General features: G+C 56.9%; 13 protein-coding genes. All 13 read left to right on the top strand.

The window, feature by feature from the left end; genetic code table 11:
• Nucleotides 1-15 precede the first annotated feature (15 nt).
• The 13 genes from wcaE to wcaM all read left to right on the top strand — a co-directional run bounded on the left by wcaE (nt 16) and on the right by wcaM (nt 14,904).
• The gene (wcaE, locus tag ABR39_RS07910) at nt 16-762 is read left to right on the top strand and encodes a colanic acid biosynthesis glycosyltransferase WcaE (RefSeq protein WP_047346491.1); all 747 of its coding nucleotides are present in this window, start codon (nt 16-18) and stop codon (nt 760-762) included.
• Between the two features lie 15 nt (nt 763-777).
• The gene (wcaF, locus tag ABR39_RS07905; RefSeq protein ID WP_045908623.1) at nt 778-1,326 is read left to right on the top strand and encodes a colanic acid biosynthesis acetyltransferase WcaF; all 549 of its coding nucleotides are present in this window, start codon (nt 778-780) and stop codon (nt 1,324-1,326) included.
• Between the two features lie 24 nt (nt 1,327-1,350).
• Entirely contained in the window at nt 1,351-2,472 is a 1,122-nt protein-coding gene (gene gmd, locus ABR39_RS07900; RefSeq protein WP_014884502.1) for a GDP-mannose 4,6-dehydratase, read from the top strand.
• Between the two features lie 2 nt (nt 2,473-2,474).
• A complete protein-coding gene (gene fcl / locus ABR39_RS07895; protein WP_024908102.1) occupies nt 2,475-3,440 on the top strand; it encodes a GDP-L-fucose synthase in 966 nt (321 codons plus the stop codon).
• Between the two features lie 2 nt (nt 3,441-3,442).
• On the top strand, nt 3,443-3,922 hold the full coding sequence (locus tag ABR39_RS07890; RefSeq protein WP_072250627.1) for a GDP-mannose mannosyl hydrolase: 480 nt from the start codon (nt 3,443-3,445) through the stop codon (nt 3,920-3,922).
• Complete coding sequence (gene wcaI / locus ABR39_RS07885) at nt 3,919-5,142, top strand: colanic acid biosynthesis fucosyltransferase WcaI (protein ID WP_047346490.1); 1,224 nt, start codon at nt 3,919-3,921, stop codon at nt 5,140-5,142. The genes ABR39_RS07890 and wcaI overlap by 4 nt, the downstream gene beginning before the upstream one ends.
• Before the next feature lie 3 nt (nt 5,143-5,145).
• Complete coding sequence (gene cpsB, locus ABR39_RS07880) at nt 5,146-6,582, top strand: mannose-1-phosphate guanyltransferase (RefSeq protein WP_047346489.1); 1,437 nt, start codon at nt 5,146-5,148, stop codon at nt 6,580-6,582.
• A gap of 111 nt (nt 6,583-6,693) precedes the next feature.
• The gene (gene cpsG, locus ABR39_RS07875; RefSeq protein ID WP_047346488.1) at nt 6,694-8,064 is read left to right on the top strand and encodes a colanic acid biosynthesis phosphomannomutase CpsG; all 1,371 of its coding nucleotides are present in this window, start codon (nt 6,694-6,696) and stop codon (nt 8,062-8,064) included.
• 46 nt (nt 8,065-8,110) lie between these two features.
• Nucleotides 8,111-9,505, top strand: coding sequence for an undecaprenyl-phosphate glucose phosphotransferase (wcaJ, locus tag ABR39_RS07870; RefSeq protein WP_047346487.1), 1,395 nt, complete (start codon nt 8,111-8,113; stop codon nt 9,503-9,505).
• 1 nt (nt 9,506) lies between these two features.
• Nucleotides 9,507-10,985, top strand: coding sequence for a colanic acid undecaprenyl disphosphate flippase WzxC (gene wzxC / locus ABR39_RS07865; RefSeq protein ID WP_047346486.1), 1,479 nt, complete (start codon nt 9,507-9,509; stop codon nt 10,983-10,985).
• Nucleotides 10,986-11,002: 17 nt separating this feature from the next.
• Complete coding sequence (gene wcaK / locus ABR39_RS07860; protein ID WP_047346485.1) at nt 11,003-12,283, top strand: colanic acid biosynthesis pyruvyl transferase WcaK; 1,281 nt, start codon at nt 11,003-11,005, stop codon at nt 12,281-12,283.
• Entirely contained in the window at nt 12,280-13,500 is a 1,221-nt protein-coding gene (gene wcaL, locus ABR39_RS07855) for a colanic acid biosynthesis glycosyltransferase WcaL (RefSeq protein ID WP_047346484.1), read from the top strand. Before wcaK ends, wcaL begins: the two co-directional genes overlap by 4 nt.
• A 12-nt stretch (nt 13,501-13,512) precedes the next feature.
• Nucleotides 13,513-14,904: a colanic acid biosynthesis protein WcaM gene (gene wcaM, locus ABR39_RS07850; RefSeq protein WP_047346483.1), complete on the top strand. Its 1,392-nt coding sequence runs from the start codon at nt 13,513-13,515 to the stop codon at nt 14,902-14,904.
• Nucleotides 14,905-15,003: the final 99 nt, after the last annotated feature.

Genomic DNA, 15,003 nt, shown 5'->3' with positions numbered 1-15,003 from the left:
GAAATGAGGTGATTTATGTTTCTTAGCGTCATTACTGTCGCTTTTCGTAATTACGAAGGGGTGGTAAAAACCTGGCGCTCGCTGCGTAACCTGGCGCGCGATCCCAGCCTCACCTTTGAGTGGATTGTGGTCGACGGTGGTTCGAACGATGGCACGGCGGAGTTTCTGGAAAAACTCAACGGTGAGTTCAACTTACGCTACATCAGCGAGAAAGATAAAGGCATCTACGATGCAATGAACAAGGGCATTAGCATGGCACAGGGGCGTTATGCCATTTTCCTGAATTCCGGCGATATCTTCCATGACGATGTGGCGCTGTTTGCCCGTCAGCTGGCGCGCCAGAAAGAGGACGCCATGTATATTGGCGATGCGCTGCTCGATTTTGGCGATGGACATAAAGTGTGCCGCAGCGCGAAGCCAGGCTGGTATATCTATCACAGTTTACCTGCCAGCCATCAGGCCATTTTCTTCCCGGTAAAAGGTCTGAAAAAACACCCTTACGATTTGCAGTATAAAGTGTCATCAGATTATGCCCTGGCCGCCAGCCTGTATAAATCAGGCTACCCGTTCCGTCGCATGAAAGGACTGGTGTCTGAATTTTCGATGGGCGGCGTGTCAACGTCGAATAACCTCGAGCTGTGTAAGGATGCCAAAAACGTGCAGCGCAGAATATTACGCGTGCCGGCATTCTGGGCGGAATTGTCTTATTTATTACGCGTGCGCACCACGGGTAAAACGAAAGCCTTATATAACAAAGCCTGAATATAAGGAAACGTAATGCAGGATCTGAACGGTTTCTCCGTACCGAAAGGTTTTCGGGGCGCGGGCGGTATTAAAGTGCAGCTGTGGTGGGCCGTTCAGGCCACCTTATTTGCCTGGTCACCGCAAATACTGTACCGCTGGCGAGCATTTTTATTGCGCCTGTTTGGCGCAAAAATAGGAAAAAACGTAGTCATCCGACCTTCGGTAAAAATTACCTACCCCTGGAAATTAACGCTTGGGGATTACGCCTGGGTAGGGGATGACGCGGTGTTATATACCCTTGGCGAGATTACGATTGGCGCAAATTCGGTGGTTTCACAAAAGTGTTATTTGTGCACCGGCAGCCACGACTTTATGAGTCAGCATTTTGATATTACCGCTTCGCCTATTGTGATTGGTGAAAAATGCTGGCTGGCAACGGATGTTTTTGTTGCACCAGGTGTTTCTGTTGGCGATGGCACGGTCGTTGGTGCCCGCAGCAGCGTTTTTAAATCGCTACCGGCAAATAAAGTTTGCCGTGGCAACCCCGCAGTGGTGATACGCGAACGCGTTGAAACTGATTAAATTCATAAGTAGAGGAATATAAACATGTCTAAAGTCGCTCTCATCACCGGCGTTACCGGGCAGGATGGTTCTTACCTGGCAGAGTTTCTGCTGGAAAAAGGATATGAAGTTCACGGTATTAAACGTCGCGCGTCTTCTTTCAATACCGAACGTGTGGATCACATCTATCAGGATCCGCACGCGGCAAACCCGAAATTCCATCTGCACTACGGCGACCTGACCGATACCTCCAACCTGACCCGTATCCTGCAGGAAGTTCAGCCGGATGAAGTGTACAACCTGGGTGCGATGAGCCATGTAGCGGTTTCCTTCGAATCCCCGGAATACACCGCTGACGTTGACGCCATGGGTACCCTGCGTCTGCTGGAAGCCATTCGCTTCCTCGGCCTTGAGAAGAAAACCCGCTTCTACCAGGCATCCACCTCTGAGCTGTACGGCCTGGTGCAGGAAATTCCTCAGAAAGAGACCACGCCGTTCTACCCGCGTTCTCCGTATGCAGTCGCAAAACTGTACGCTTACTGGATCACCGTAAACTACCGTGAATCCTACGGCATGTACGCCTGTAACGGTATCCTGTTCAACCACGAGTCTCCACGCCGCGGCGAAACCTTCGTGACCCGCAAAATCACCCGCGCTATCGCGAACATCGCGCAGGGTCTGGAATCGTGCCTGCACCTCGGCAACATGGACTCCCTGCGTGACTGGGGCCATGCCAAAGACTACGTGAAAATGCAGTGGATGATGCTGCAGCAGGAACAGCCAGAAGACTTCGTGATCGCGACAGGCGTGCAGTACTCCGTGCGTCAGTTCGTGGAAATGGCTGCCGCGCAGCTGGGCATCAAGCTGCGCTTCGAAGGTACCGGCGTGGAAGAGAAGGGCATCGTGGTGTCCGTGACCGGCCATGACGCACCGGGCGTGAAGCCGGGCGACGTTATTGTTCAGGTTGACCCGCGCTACTTCCGTCCTGCTGAGGTGGAAACCCTGCTGGGCGACCCAACCAAAGCGCACGAGAAGCTGGGCTGGAAACCAGAAATCACTCTGCAGGAGATGGTTTCTGAGATGGTGGCCAAAGATCTTGAAGCAGCGAAAAAACACTCCCTGCTCAAGTCTCATGGCTACGAGGTTGCCATCGCGCTGGAGTCCTGAGAATGACAAAACAACGTATTTTTGTCGCCGGTCATCGCGGAATGGTGGGTTCCGCGATTGTACGCCAGCTGGAGCAGCGCGGTGACGTCGAAGTGATTGTCCGCACCCGCGACGAGCTGAACCTGCTCGACAGCCGTGCGGTACAGGACTTCTTTGCTAACGAACGCATTGACCAGGTGTATCTGGCGGCAGCGAAGGTGGGCGGCATTGTTGCCAACAACACCTACCCCGCGGATTTCATCTACGAAAACATGATGATTGAGAGCAACATCATTCACGCGGCGCATCTGCACAACGTGAACAAGCTGCTGTTCCTAGGATCGTCCTGTATTTACCCGAAAATGGCGAAGCAGCCGATCGCCGAAAGCGAGCTGCTGCAGGGCACGCTGGAAGCGACTAACGAGCCGTACGCGATTGCCAAGATTGCCGGGATCAAGCTGTGCGAGTCCTACAACCGTCAGTACAACCGCGACTATCGTTCGGTGATGCCGACCAACCTGTACGGGCCGCACGACAACTTCCACCCGAGCAATTCGCATGTGATCCCGGCGCTGCTGCGTCGCTTCCACGAGGCGACTGCCGAGAACGCACCGGACGTGGTGGTGTGGGGCAGCGGCACGCCGATGCGCGAATTCCTGCACGTGGACGACATGGCTGCCGCCAGCATCCACGTGATGGAGCTGGATCGCGAAGTGTGGCAGGAGAACACCGAGCCGATGCTGTCGCACATCAACGTGGGCACCGGCGTGGACTGCACTATTCGCGAGCTGGCGCAGACTATCGCGCAGGTTGTGGGCTACAAAGGCCGCGTGGTGTTTGACGCGACCAAACCGGACGGCACGCCGCGCAAGCTGCTGGACGTGACCCGTCTGCATCAGCTGGGCTGGTATCACGAGGTGTCACTGGAGCAGGGGCTGGCCAGTACCTACCAGTGGTTCCTGGAAAACCAGCACCGCTTCCGGGGGTAATGATGTTTTTAAGTCAGGAAGATTTTGCCACGGTGGTGCGTTCCACTCCGCTCATCTCAATTGATTTGATCGTGGAGAACGAACGCGGCGAGTTCTTGCTGGGGAAACGAACCAACCGTCCTGCACAGGGATTCTGGTTCGTGCCCGGCGGGCGCGTGCAGAAGGATGAGACGCTGAGCGATGCGTTTGAGCGTCTCACTCTGGCGGAGCTGGGCCTGCAGCTGCCAATGGCAGCGGGCCAGTTTTACGGGGTCTGGCAGCACTTCTATGACGATAACTTTTCGGGCACCGGGTTCACCACGCACTACATCGTGCTGGGGTTCCGCCTGAAGGTGAGTGAGGCAGACCTGCGTCTGCCTGATTCTCAGCATGACGACTACCGCTGGCAGACGCCAGAGGCGTTGCTGGCCAGCGACAATGTGCACGACAACAGCCGTGCCTATTTCCTGGCCGATCGTCAGTCTGAGGTGCCGGGACTATGAAGATCCTCGTATACGGAATCAACTACTCGCCGGAGCTAACCGGTATCGGGAAATACACCGGCGAGATGGTCGAGTGGATGGCGAGCCAGGGACATGACGTGCGGGTCATTACCGCGCCGCCGTACTACCCGGAATGGAAAGTGGGGGAGCGCTACTCAAGCTGGCGCTACCGTCGCGAAGAGGGAGCGGCGACCGTCTGGCGCTGCCCGCTGTATGTGCCTAAGCAGCCCTCGACGCTGAAGCGGCTGATTCACCTCGGCAGCTTTGCGCTGAGCAGTTTCTTCCCGCTGATGGCGCAGCGTCGCTGGAAGCCGGATCGCATCATTGGCGTGGTGCCGACGCTGTTTTGCACGCCGGGCATGCGCCTGCTGGGCAAACTCTCCGGCGCGCGCACCCTGCTGCACATTCAGGATTATGAAGTTGACGCCATGCTGGGCCTGGGGATGGCAGGCAAAAGCAAAGGCGGCAAGGTGGCGAAGCTCGCCAGCGCGTTTGAGCGCAGTGGCTTACACAACGTGGATTACGTCTCGACTATTTCGCGATCCATGATGAACAAGGCGCAGGAGAAGGGCGTCCCGGCGGAAAAGGTGATCTTCTTCCCGAACTGGTCCGAAGTGGCGCGTTTTCGCGACGTGAGTGAGCAAGACGCTCAGGCGCTGCGCGCGCAGCTCGGTTTGCCTGATGACCAAAAAATCATTCTTTATTCAGGAAATATCGGCGAAAAGCAGGGGCTGGAGAGCGTGATCGAAGCGGCCCAGCAGCTGAGCCAGCACCCGTGGACGTTTGTGATTGTCGGGCAGGGCGGTGGGAAAGCGCGGCTGGAAAAAATGGTAAGCGTTCGCGGCCTGACCAACGTGAAGTTCTTCCCGCTTCAGTCTTACGAGGCACTGCCAGCTTTGCTGAAGATGGGCGACTGCCATCTGGTGGTGCAAAAACGCGGCGCGGCGGATGCGGTGCTGCCGTCCAAGCTGACCAACATTCTGGCAGTGGGCGGTAACGCGGTGATTACGGCAGAAGCCGAAACAGAATTAGGCCAGCTGTGTGACAGCTACCCGGGGATTGCGGTGTGCGTGGAGCCGGAATCGGTCCCGGCGCTGGTCACCGGCATTGAACTGGCACTCGCCATGCCAAAACTGAACACGGTGGCACGTGAATATGCCGAACGCACGCTCGAGAAAGAGAACGTGCTGAGCCAATTTATTGCAGATATACGGGGATAAATCATGAGTCAAACCACTTTGTATCCGGTTGTGATGGCTGGTGGCTCTGGTAGCCGGTTGTGGCCGCTGTCCCGCGTGCTCTATCCAAAACAGTTCCTCTGCCTGAAAGGGGAACTCACCATGCTGCAAACGACGGTGAACCGTCTGCACGGCGTGGAGTGTGAAAGCCCGGTGGTGATTTGTAACGAACAGCACCGCTTTATTGTTGCCGAGCAGCTGCGCCAGCTGAACAAACTCACAGAAAACATCATCCTGGAGCCTGCCGGTCGTAACACTGCCCCTGCGATCGCCCTGGCGGCGCTGGCGGCAAAACGCAGCAGCCCGAACTGCGACCCGCTGATGCTGGTGCTGGCGGCGGACCACGTTATCCAGCAGGAAGACGCATTCCGCGACGCGGTTCGTGCGGCCATTCCTTATGCCGACAGCGGTAAGCTGGTGACCTTCGGCATCGTGCCGGATCTGCCTGAAACCGGCTATGGCTATATCCGCCGCGGCAGCGTGACGCCGGGTGAAGGCGACAGCGTGGCGTTTGACGTGGCGCAGTTTGTTGAAAAACCGAATCTGGAAACCGCGCAGGCGTACGTCGCCAGCGGGGAGTACTACTGGAACAGTGGGATGTTCCTGTTCCGTGCCGGACGCTATCTGGAAGAATTGCAGAAGTATCGCCCGGACATTCTCAGCGCCTGCGAGAAAGCGATGGCCACGGTTGATCCGGACCTCGATTTTATCCGCGTGAACGAAGAGGCGTTTCTCGCCTGTCCGGAAGAGTCGATTGACTACGCGGTGATGGAACGCACGGCAGATGCCGTCGTGGTACCGATGGATGCGGGCTGGAGCGACGTTGGCTCCTGGTCCTCCCTGTGGGAGATCAGCGCCCATACCCCGGAGGGTAACGTCCATCACGGTGATGTGATTAGCCACAAAACGGAAAACAGCTACGTCTATGCCGAGTCCGGCCTGGTGACAACGGTTGGCGTGAAAGACCTGGTGGTGGTTCAGACCAAAGACGCCGTGCTGATTGCCGACCGTAACGCCGTGCAGGACGTAAAAAAAGTGGTGGAAAAAATCAAGGCGGATGGTCGCCACGAGCACCACATTCACCGCGAAGTGTACCGTCCGTGGGGCAAATATGACTCCATCGACGCGGGCGAGCGTTACCAGGTGAAACGCATTACCGTGAAGCCGGGTGAGGGGCTGTCCGTACAGATGCACCACCACCGCGCCGAGCACTGGGTGGTGGTCGCCGGTACGGCGAAAGTCACCATCGACGGTGAAGTCAAGCTGCTGGGTGAAAACGAATCCATCTATATTCCGCTGGGGGCGACGCACTGTCTGGAGAACCCGGGGAAAATTCCTCTCGACTTAATTGAGGTGCGCTCCGGCTCGTATCTGGAAGAGGACGATATCGTGCGCTTCCAGGACCGCTACGGGCGGGTGTAGCACTCCGCATCATGCCCGGTGGCGCTGCGCTTGCCGGGCCTACGAATGACAAAAAAATCAATTTGGCCATTTAGTGGTCAGGGCCGACTGTTGCCTGAAAAAGGGGTCATCATGGAAAAATTAACCTGTTTTAAAGCCTACGATATTCGCGGCAAGCTGGGCGAAGAGCTGAACGAAGATATCGCGTGGCGCATCGGCCGCGCGTACGGCGAATATCTCAAGCCAAAAACCATCGTGCTGGGCGGCGACGTGCGCCTGACCAGTGAATCCCTGAAGCTGGCGCTGGCGAAAGGGCTGCAGGACGCGGGCGTGGACGTGCTGGATATCGGCCTTTCCGGGACCGAAGAGATTTACTTTGCCACCTTCCACCTCGGCGTGGACGGCGGTATCGAAGTGACTGCCAGCCACAACCCGATGGACTACAACGGCATGAAGCTGGTGCGCAAGGGCGCTCGCCCAATCAGCGGCGATACCGGCCTGCGCGACGTGCAGCGCCTGGCGGAAGCCAATGACTTCCCGCCGGTGAACGACGCGAAGCGCGGCAGCTACAGGCAGATCACTTTGCAAAAAGAGTACATCGACCACCTGCTGGGCTACATCAACGTGGCGAACCTCAAGCCGCTGAAGCTGGTGATTAACTCCGGCAACGGCGCGGCCGGCCCGGTGGTGGACGCTCTCGAAGCCCGCTTTAAAGAACTGAACGTGCCGGTGACCTTCGTCAAAGTGCACAACACCCCGGACGGCAACTTCCCGAACGGTATTCCTAACCCGCTGCTGCCGGAGTGCCGCGACGATACCCGCAACGCGGTGATCGAGCACGGCGCGGATATGGGCATCGCCTTTGACGGCGATTTCGACCGCTGCTTCCTGTTCGACGAGAACGGGCAGTTCATCGAGGGCTACTACATTGTCGGCCTGCTGGCGGAAGCGTTCCTTGAGAAAAACCCGGGCGCGAAGATAATTCATGACCCGCGTCTTTCCTGGAACACCGTCGACGTGGTGTCCGCGGCAGGCGGCACGCCGGTAATGTCCAAAACCGGCCACGCCTTCATCAAAGAGCGCATGCGCGAAGAAGACGCCATCTACGGCGGCGAGATGAGCGCCCACCACTACTTCCGTGATTTTGCCTACTGCGACAGCGGGATGATCCCGTGGCTGCTGGTGACCGAGCTGCTGTGCCTGAAGGGGAAAACGCTGAGCGAGCAGGTAGCGGACCGTATGGCGGCGTTCCCGGCGAGCGGGGAGATCAACAGCAAGCTGGCGCAGCCAGCCGAGGCCATTGCCCGCGTGGAGCAGCACTTTGCCATTCACGCACTGGAAATTGACCGTACCGACGGCATCAGCATGGCGTTCCCGCAGTGGCGCTTTAACCTGCGCTCGTCCAACACCGAGCCGGTGGTGCGCCTGAACGTGGAGTCCCGCGCTGACACCGCGCTGATGGAAGCCCGAACGAAGGACATTCTGGCGCTGTTGAATCAGTAATATTTGCCCCTCCCGGTGGGAGGGGGAACTGAATACAGGAACAACGATGACGAATCTAAAAAAACGCGAACGAGCGAGAACGAATGCATCGTTAATCTCTATGGTGCAGCGTTTTTCTGATATCACCATCATGGTCGGTGGATTGTGGGCGGTGTGTCGGATCAGCGGGCAATCGTTCTTATACATGCATCTGCTGATGGCGCTGATTGCGCTGGTCGTGTTTCAGATGATCGGCGGGATGACGGATTTCTATCGTTCGTGGCGCGGCGTCAAAATGACCACTGAACTGATGCTGCTGCTGCAGAACTGGACCCTGAGCCTGATCTTCAGCGCGGGCCTGGTGGCGTTCAGCCATGATTTTGACAATCGTCTGGTGACCTATCTCTGTTGGTATCTGCTGACCTGCGTCGGCATGGTGGTGTGTCGCTCACTTATCCGCTTTGGCGCGGGCTGGCTGCGCAACCGGGGTTATAACCGTCGCTTCGTTGCCGTGGCAGGGGATTTGCCCGTCGGGCGGGTGCTGCTCGACAGCTTCCGCAAAGAGCCGTGGTTAGGTTTTGAAGTGGTGGGGATTTATCACGACGCGAAGCCTGGCGGCGTGCCTGCGGACTGGGCGGGCAATTACGAGCAGCTTATTGAAGACGCGAAAGCCGGCAAAATTCACAACGTCTACATCGCCATGCAGATGAAAGACGAATCCCGCATTAAGCAACTGATGCGCGAGCTGGCGGATACCACCTGTTCGGTGATCCTCATCCCGGACGTGTTTACGTTCAACATCCTTCACTCCCGCATTGAAGAGGTGAACGGTGTGCCGGTCGTACCGCTGTACGACACGCCGCTGTCAGGTATTAACCGCGTGCTGAAGCGTCTGGAAGATATCGTGCTCTCTTCGCTGATTTTACTGCTTATCTCTCCGGTACTGTGCTGCATCGCCCTGGCGGTGAAGCTGAGCTCTCCCGGACCGGTAATCTTCCGTCAGACCCGCTACGGCATGGACGGTAAGCCGATTATGGTGTGGAAATTCCGCTCCATGAAGGTGATGGAAAACGACAAGGTGGTAACCCAGGCAACGCAGAACGATCCGCGCGTCACCCGCGTGGGGAACTTCCTGCGCCGTACCTCGCTGGACGAGCTGCCGCAGTTCATCAACGTGTTCACCGGCGGGATGTCGATTGTCGGGCCTCGCCCGCACGCGGTCGCGCACAACGAGCAGTACCGTTCGCTGATTGAAGGCTACATGCTGCGCCATAAGGTGAAGCCGGGCATCACGGGCTGGGCGCAGATCAACGGCTGGCGCGGTGAAACCGACACGCTGGAAAAAATGGAAAAACGTATTGAGTTCGATCTGGAGTACATCCGTGAGTGGAGCGTCTGGTTCGATATCAAGATTGTTTTTCTGACCATCTTCAAAGGTTTCGTGAACAAAGCGGCGTATTAAGATGAGCTTACGTGAAAAAACCATCAGCGGCGCGAAGTGGTCAGCGATGGCGACCATCGTCATCATTGGCCTTGGCCTGGTGCAGATGACAGTCCTGGCGCGCATTATCGATAATCACCAGTTCGGTCTGCTGACCGTTTCGCTGGTGATTATCGCGCTGGCCGATACGCTATCTGACTTTGGTATCGCCAACTCAATTATCCAGCGCAAAGAGATTAGCCATCTGGAGCTGACCACGCTCTACTGGCTGAACGTGGGGCTGGGGATTTTCGTGTTTGTGCTGGTGTTCTTGCTGAGCGATACCATCGCCAGCGTGCTGCACAACCCGGATCTCGCGCCGCTGATGCGTACGCTGTCGTTTGCTTTCGTGGTGATCCCGCACGGGCAGCAGTTCCGCGCGCTGATGCAGAAAGAGCTGGAGTTCAACAAGATCGGCATGATCGAGACCAGCGCCGTGCTGGCGGGCTTTACCTTCACCGTGGTGAGCGCCCATTTCTGGCCGCTGGCGATGACGGCCATTCTGGGGTATCTGGTTAACTCTGCCGTGCGCACGCTGCTGTTCGGCTATTTTGGCCGCAAAATCTACCGTCCGGGGCTGCATTTCTCGCTGGCTTCCGTCTCCTCCAACCTGCGTTTTGGCGCATGGCTGACGGCGGACAGTATCATCAACTATGTGAACACCAACCTTTCAACGCTGGTGCTGGCACGTATTCTCGGGGCGAGCGTGGCAGGGGGCTACAACCTGGCCTATAACGTCGCGGTCGTTCCCCCGATGAAGCTGAACCCGATTATTACCCGCGTGCTGTTCCCGGCGTTTGCCAAGATTCAGGACGACACGGAGAAGCTGCGCGTCAATTTCTACAAGCTGCTTTCGGTGGTGGGGATTATCAACTTCCCGGTGCTGCTGGGGCTGATGGTGGTTTCCAGCAACTTCGTGCCGCTGGTATTTGGCGAGAAGTGGAACGGTATTATCCCGATCCTTCAGCTGCTCTGCGTGGTGGGGCTGCTGCGCTCCGTGGGGAATCCGATTGGTTCCCTGCTGATGGCGAAGGCGCGCGTGGATATCAGCTTTAAGTTCAACGTCTTTAAAACCTTCCTGTTTATTCCGGCAATTATTGTTGGTGGACACATGGCGGGCGCCATCGGCGTCACGCTAGGCTTCCTGCTGGTGCAGATTATCAACACCGTGCTGAGCTACTTCATCATGATCAAGCCGGTGCTGGGCTCCAGCTACCGTCAGTACATCCTGAGCCTGTGGCTGCCGTTCTATCTCTCATTGCCGACCCTGGCGGTGAGCTACGCCCTGGGCATTATCCTCAGCGGCCACCTGCCGCTGGCCGCGCTGCTGGCGGTGCAGGTCGCCGCGGGCGCGCTGGCCTTCGTCGTGATGATTGTGCTGTCGCGCAATGCGCTGGTGGTGGAGATGAAGCGCCAGTTTTGCCGTAACGAAAAAATGAAAACGCTGCTTCGCGCAGGCTAGTTATTTAAGAGGCCATTATGAAATTATTAATTCTTGGCAACCATACCTGCGGCAACCGTGGCGACAGCGCCATCCTGCGCGGTTTACTGGATGCGATTAACACCCTTAAGCCTGAGACCGAAGTGGACGTGATGAGCCGTTATCCGGTCAGCTCATCCTGGTTACTGAACCGCCCGGTGATGGGCGACCCGCTCTACAGCCAGATGAAACAGCATAACAACGCCGCGGGCGTGATGGGGCGCGTGAAAAAAGTGCTGCGCCGTCGCTACCAGCACCAGGTGCTGCTTTCCCGCGTGACCGACACCGGCAAGCTGCGCAATATTGCTATCGCGCAGGGCTTTACCGATTTTGTGCGTCTGCTGTCCGGCTATGACGCCATTATTCAGGTCGGCGGTTCGTTCTTCGTCGATCTCTACGGCGTGCCGCAGTTCGAGCATGCGCTTTGTACGTTCATGGCGAAAAAGCCGCTGTTTATGATTGGTCACAGCGTGGGGCCTTTCCAGGACCCGCAGTTTAACCAGCTGGCGAATTACGTGTTTGGTCACTGCGACGCGCTGATCCTGCGCGAGTCCGTGAGCCTTGAGATGATGAAGCGCAGCGAGATCGACACGTCAAAAGTTGAGCACGGCGTGGACACGGCCTGGCTGGTGGATCACCAGGACGACAGCTTCCAGGCAAGTTACGCGGTGCAGCACTGGCTCGATGTGGCGGCGAAACAGAAAACTGTCGCCATCACCCTGCGCGAGCTGGCGCCCTTCGATAAGCGTTTAGGCACGACGCAGGCGGCGTATGAGAAAGCGTTCGCTGACGTGGTGAACCGCGTGCTGGACAGCGGTTATCAGGTGCTTGCGCTGTCCACCTGCACCGGTATCGACAGCTACAACAAAGATGACCGCATGGTGGCGCTGAACCTGCGCAACCTTGTCAACGACCCGTCCCGCTATCACGTGGTGATGGACGAACTGAACGACCTGGAGATGGGCAAGCTGCTCTCCGCCTGTGACCTGACCGTGGGTACCCGTCTGCACTCGGCGATTATCTCCATGAACTTTGGTACGCCGGCCATTGCCATCAACTATGAGCACAAATCCGCCGGGATTATGCAGCAGCTCGGCATGCCGGAAATGGCCGTGGATATCCGTCATCTGCTGGATGGTTCGCTCGGCGCGATGGTGGGGGACACCCTGGGCCAGCTGCCGGCCATCAATGAACGCCTGGCCGTGGCGGTGAAAGCCGAGCGCGAGAAGGGCATCGGGATGGTGAAATCGGTACTGGATCGCGTGCGGGAGGGGAAATGAAGGTTGGTTTCTTCTTGCTGAAATTTCCGCTGTCGTCTGAAACGTTTGTCCTGAACCAAATCACCGCGTTTATCGGTATGGGATATGACGTGGAGATTATCGCCCTGCAAAAGGGCGATACGCAAAATACCCATGCGGCCTATACCCAGTATGGGCTGGAGGCGAAAACCCGCTGGCTGCAGGATGAGCCTTCCGGGAAGGTGAGCAAGCTGCGCCACCGGGCCAGCCGGACATTACGTGGGATCCATCGCGCGTCGACCTGGCGCGCGCTGAATGTGTCCCGCTATGGCGCAGAGTCCCGCAATTTGATCCTGTCGGCCATCTGCGGGCAAACGGCGCAGCCGTATCGTGCGGACGTGTTTATCGCCCACTTTGGCCCGGCGGGCGTCACCGCCGCGAAGCTGCGCGAGCTGGGGGTGATTGACGGTAAAATCGCGACCATCTTCCACGGCATTGATATCTCCAGCCGTGAAGTGCTGAACCACTACACGCCGGAGTATCAGCAGCTTTTCCGACGCGGTGACGTGATGCTTCCCATTAGTGAACTGTGGGCCGGACGGCTTAAAAACATGGGCTGCCCGGGAGAGAAAATTGCCGTTTCGCGTATGGGGGTGGATCTTACCCGCTTCACTCGCCGTCCGGTGAAGGTGCCGGGCAAACCGCTGCAGATCATCTCCGTCGCTCGCCTGACCGAGAAGAAAGGGCTGCATGTGGCCATTGAAGCCTGCCGCCAGCTGAAAGCGCGCGGGGTGGATTTCCACTATCGCATTCTGGGCATTGGGCCGTGGGAGCGTCGTCTGCGCACGCTTATCGAACAGTATCAGTTGGAAGATGTTGTCGAGATGCCGGGCTTCAAGCCGAGCCATGAGGTGAAGGCCATGCTCGATGAGGCGGATGTGTTTCTGCTGCCTTCCGTGACGGGCACCGATGGCGATATGGAAGGCATTCCGGTGGCGCTGATGGAGGCGATGGCTGTAGGCATTCCGGTGGTATCGACCCTGCACAGCGGGATCCCGGAGCTTATCCAGTCTGACTATTCCGGCTGGCTGGTGCCGGAAAATAACGCCATGGCCCTGGCCGATCGGCTAGCGGCATTCAGCGACATCGACCAGCAGGCGCTGGAGCCCGTGCTTCACAACGCCCGACAAAAAGTAGAAACCGATTTTAACCAGCAGGTGATTAATCGCCAGTTAGCGAGCCTGCTGCAAACGTTGTAACGCCGAGGTTGTATGCTGAAAAAGATTACCCGACGCACCTTCGTCTCTTCTCTGTCCGTTCTGGCCGCCGCGCCGCTGCTGTCGTCCCGCCTTGCGCGGGCTGCAACCGGAAGAACGGTTTCTGTGAATCAGTACAATAACAACGACTGGATCGCCGCCTTTAAGCAGGCGTTTAAAGATGGGGACACGGTTGTTGTCCCTGCGGGGCTCACCTGCGAAAACATCAATACGGGCATTTTCATTCCTGACGGGAAAACGCTGCTGATCCGCGGGGCGTTAACCGGCAACGGACGCGGCCGATTCGTCCTGCAGGAGGGCAGTAAGGTCATTGGCGAAGGCGCGGGACGCACGGAAAATATTACCCTGGACGTTCGCGGCTCTGACTGTGCGATCAAAGGACTCGCGATGAGCGGGTTTGGTCCGGTGACGCAGATCTACATCGGCGGCAAGAAGCCCAGCGTGATGCGCAATCTTGTCATTGATAACATTAGCGTGAGCCAGGCCAACTATGCCATTCTGCGCCAGGGGTTCCATAACCAGGTGGACGGTGCACGCATCACCAACAGCAAATTTAGCCACCTGCAGGGCGATGCGATCGAGTGGAACGTCGCCATTAATGACCGCAATATCCTGATTTCCGACCATGTGATCGACAACATCAACTGCACGAACGGCAAGATCAACTGGGGCATTGGCATTGGCCTCGCCGGAAGCACCTACGATAATGACTATCCGGAAAAGCAAACTGTTAAGAACTTCGTGGTGGCCAACATCACCGGCAGCAACTGCCGTCAGCTGGTACATGTTGAAAACGGCAAGCATTTTGTTATCCGTAATATAAAGGCCAAAAATATTACGCCCGACTTCAGTAAAAAGGCGGGAATAGACAACGCCACGGTAGCAATTTATGGCTGTGATAATTTCATTATTGATAATGTCGATATGGTAAATAGTGCCGGAATGCTCATCGGCTACGGCGTGATTAAAGGCGATTATTTGTCCATTCCACAAAACTTTAAGCTCAACAATATTCACCTCGATAATCGCCAGCTTGCGTATAAGCTGCGCGGAATACAAATTTCATCCGGCAACGCCACGTCATTTGTTGCGATTACTAACGTCGAGATGCAGCGCGCTACCCTGGAACTGCACAATAAACCTCAGCATCTTTTCTTACGAAATATCAATGTGATGCAGGAAGCTGCCGTGGGACCTGCCCTGAAGATCAATTTCGACCTGCGCAAGGACGTGCGGGGCAAATTTATGGCTAAAGACGAGACGCTGCTGTCGCTGGCGAACATAAAAGCCGTCAATGAGAAGGGGCAGAGCTCAGTGGATATCGACCGGGTTGATCAGCAGGTGGTGAATACCGAGCGGCTGAATTTTGCGCTTCCGCACAGATAATCGACAATTGTCGATTTTGGGACTATTCCTGGCACAAAAGTGCCATCTAATCAGATTACAACTACAGAAATTTGTGTAGCCAGGGCGTAACATTACCTA

This window comes from Enterobacter genomosp. O (assembly GCF_001022965.1).
Lineage (GTDB): Bacteria > Pseudomonadota > Gammaproteobacteria > Enterobacterales > Enterobacteriaceae > Enterobacter > Enterobacter cloacae_L.
Note: the sequence above shows the minus strand (reverse complement) of the source record. Positions and strands in the feature narration are given on the sequence as shown.

Coding starts and splice junctions, on each gene's coding strand:
- wcaE (WP_047346491.1), top strand. CDS start 16: ATGTTTCTTAGCGTCATTACTGTCGCTTTTCGTAATTACGAAGGGGTG.
- wcaF (WP_045908623.1), top strand. CDS start 778: ATGCAGGATCTGAACGGTTTCTCCGTACCGAAAGGTTTTCGGGGCGCG.
- gmd (WP_014884502.1), top strand. CDS start 1,351: ATGTCTAAAGTCGCTCTCATCACCGGCGTTACCGGGCAGGATGGTTCT.
- fcl (WP_024908102.1), top strand. CDS start 2,475: ATGACAAAACAACGTATTTTTGTCGCCGGTCATCGCGGAATGGTGGGT.
- ABR39_RS07890 (WP_072250627.1), top strand. CDS start 3,443: ATGTTTTTAAGTCAGGAAGATTTTGCCACGGTGGTGCGTTCCACTCCG.
- wcaI (WP_047346490.1), top strand. CDS start 3,919: ATGAAGATCCTCGTATACGGAATCAACTACTCGCCGGAGCTAACCGGT.
- cpsB (WP_047346489.1), top strand. CDS start 5,146: ATGAGTCAAACCACTTTGTATCCGGTTGTGATGGCTGGTGGCTCTGGT.
- cpsG (WP_047346488.1), top strand. CDS start 6,694: ATGGAAAAATTAACCTGTTTTAAAGCCTACGATATTCGCGGCAAGCTG.
- wcaJ (WP_047346487.1), top strand. CDS start 8,111: ATGACGAATCTAAAAAAACGCGAACGAGCGAGAACGAATGCATCGTTA.
- wzxC (WP_047346486.1), top strand. CDS start 9,507: ATGAGCTTACGTGAAAAAACCATCAGCGGCGCGAAGTGGTCAGCGATG.
- wcaK (WP_047346485.1), top strand. CDS start 11,003: ATGAAATTATTAATTCTTGGCAACCATACCTGCGGCAACCGTGGCGAC.
- wcaL (WP_047346484.1), top strand. CDS start 12,280: ATGAAGGTTGGTTTCTTCTTGCTGAAATTTCCGCTGTCGTCTGAAACG.
- wcaM (WP_047346483.1), top strand. CDS start 13,513: ATGCTGAAAAAGATTACCCGACGCACCTTCGTCTCTTCTCTGTCCGTT.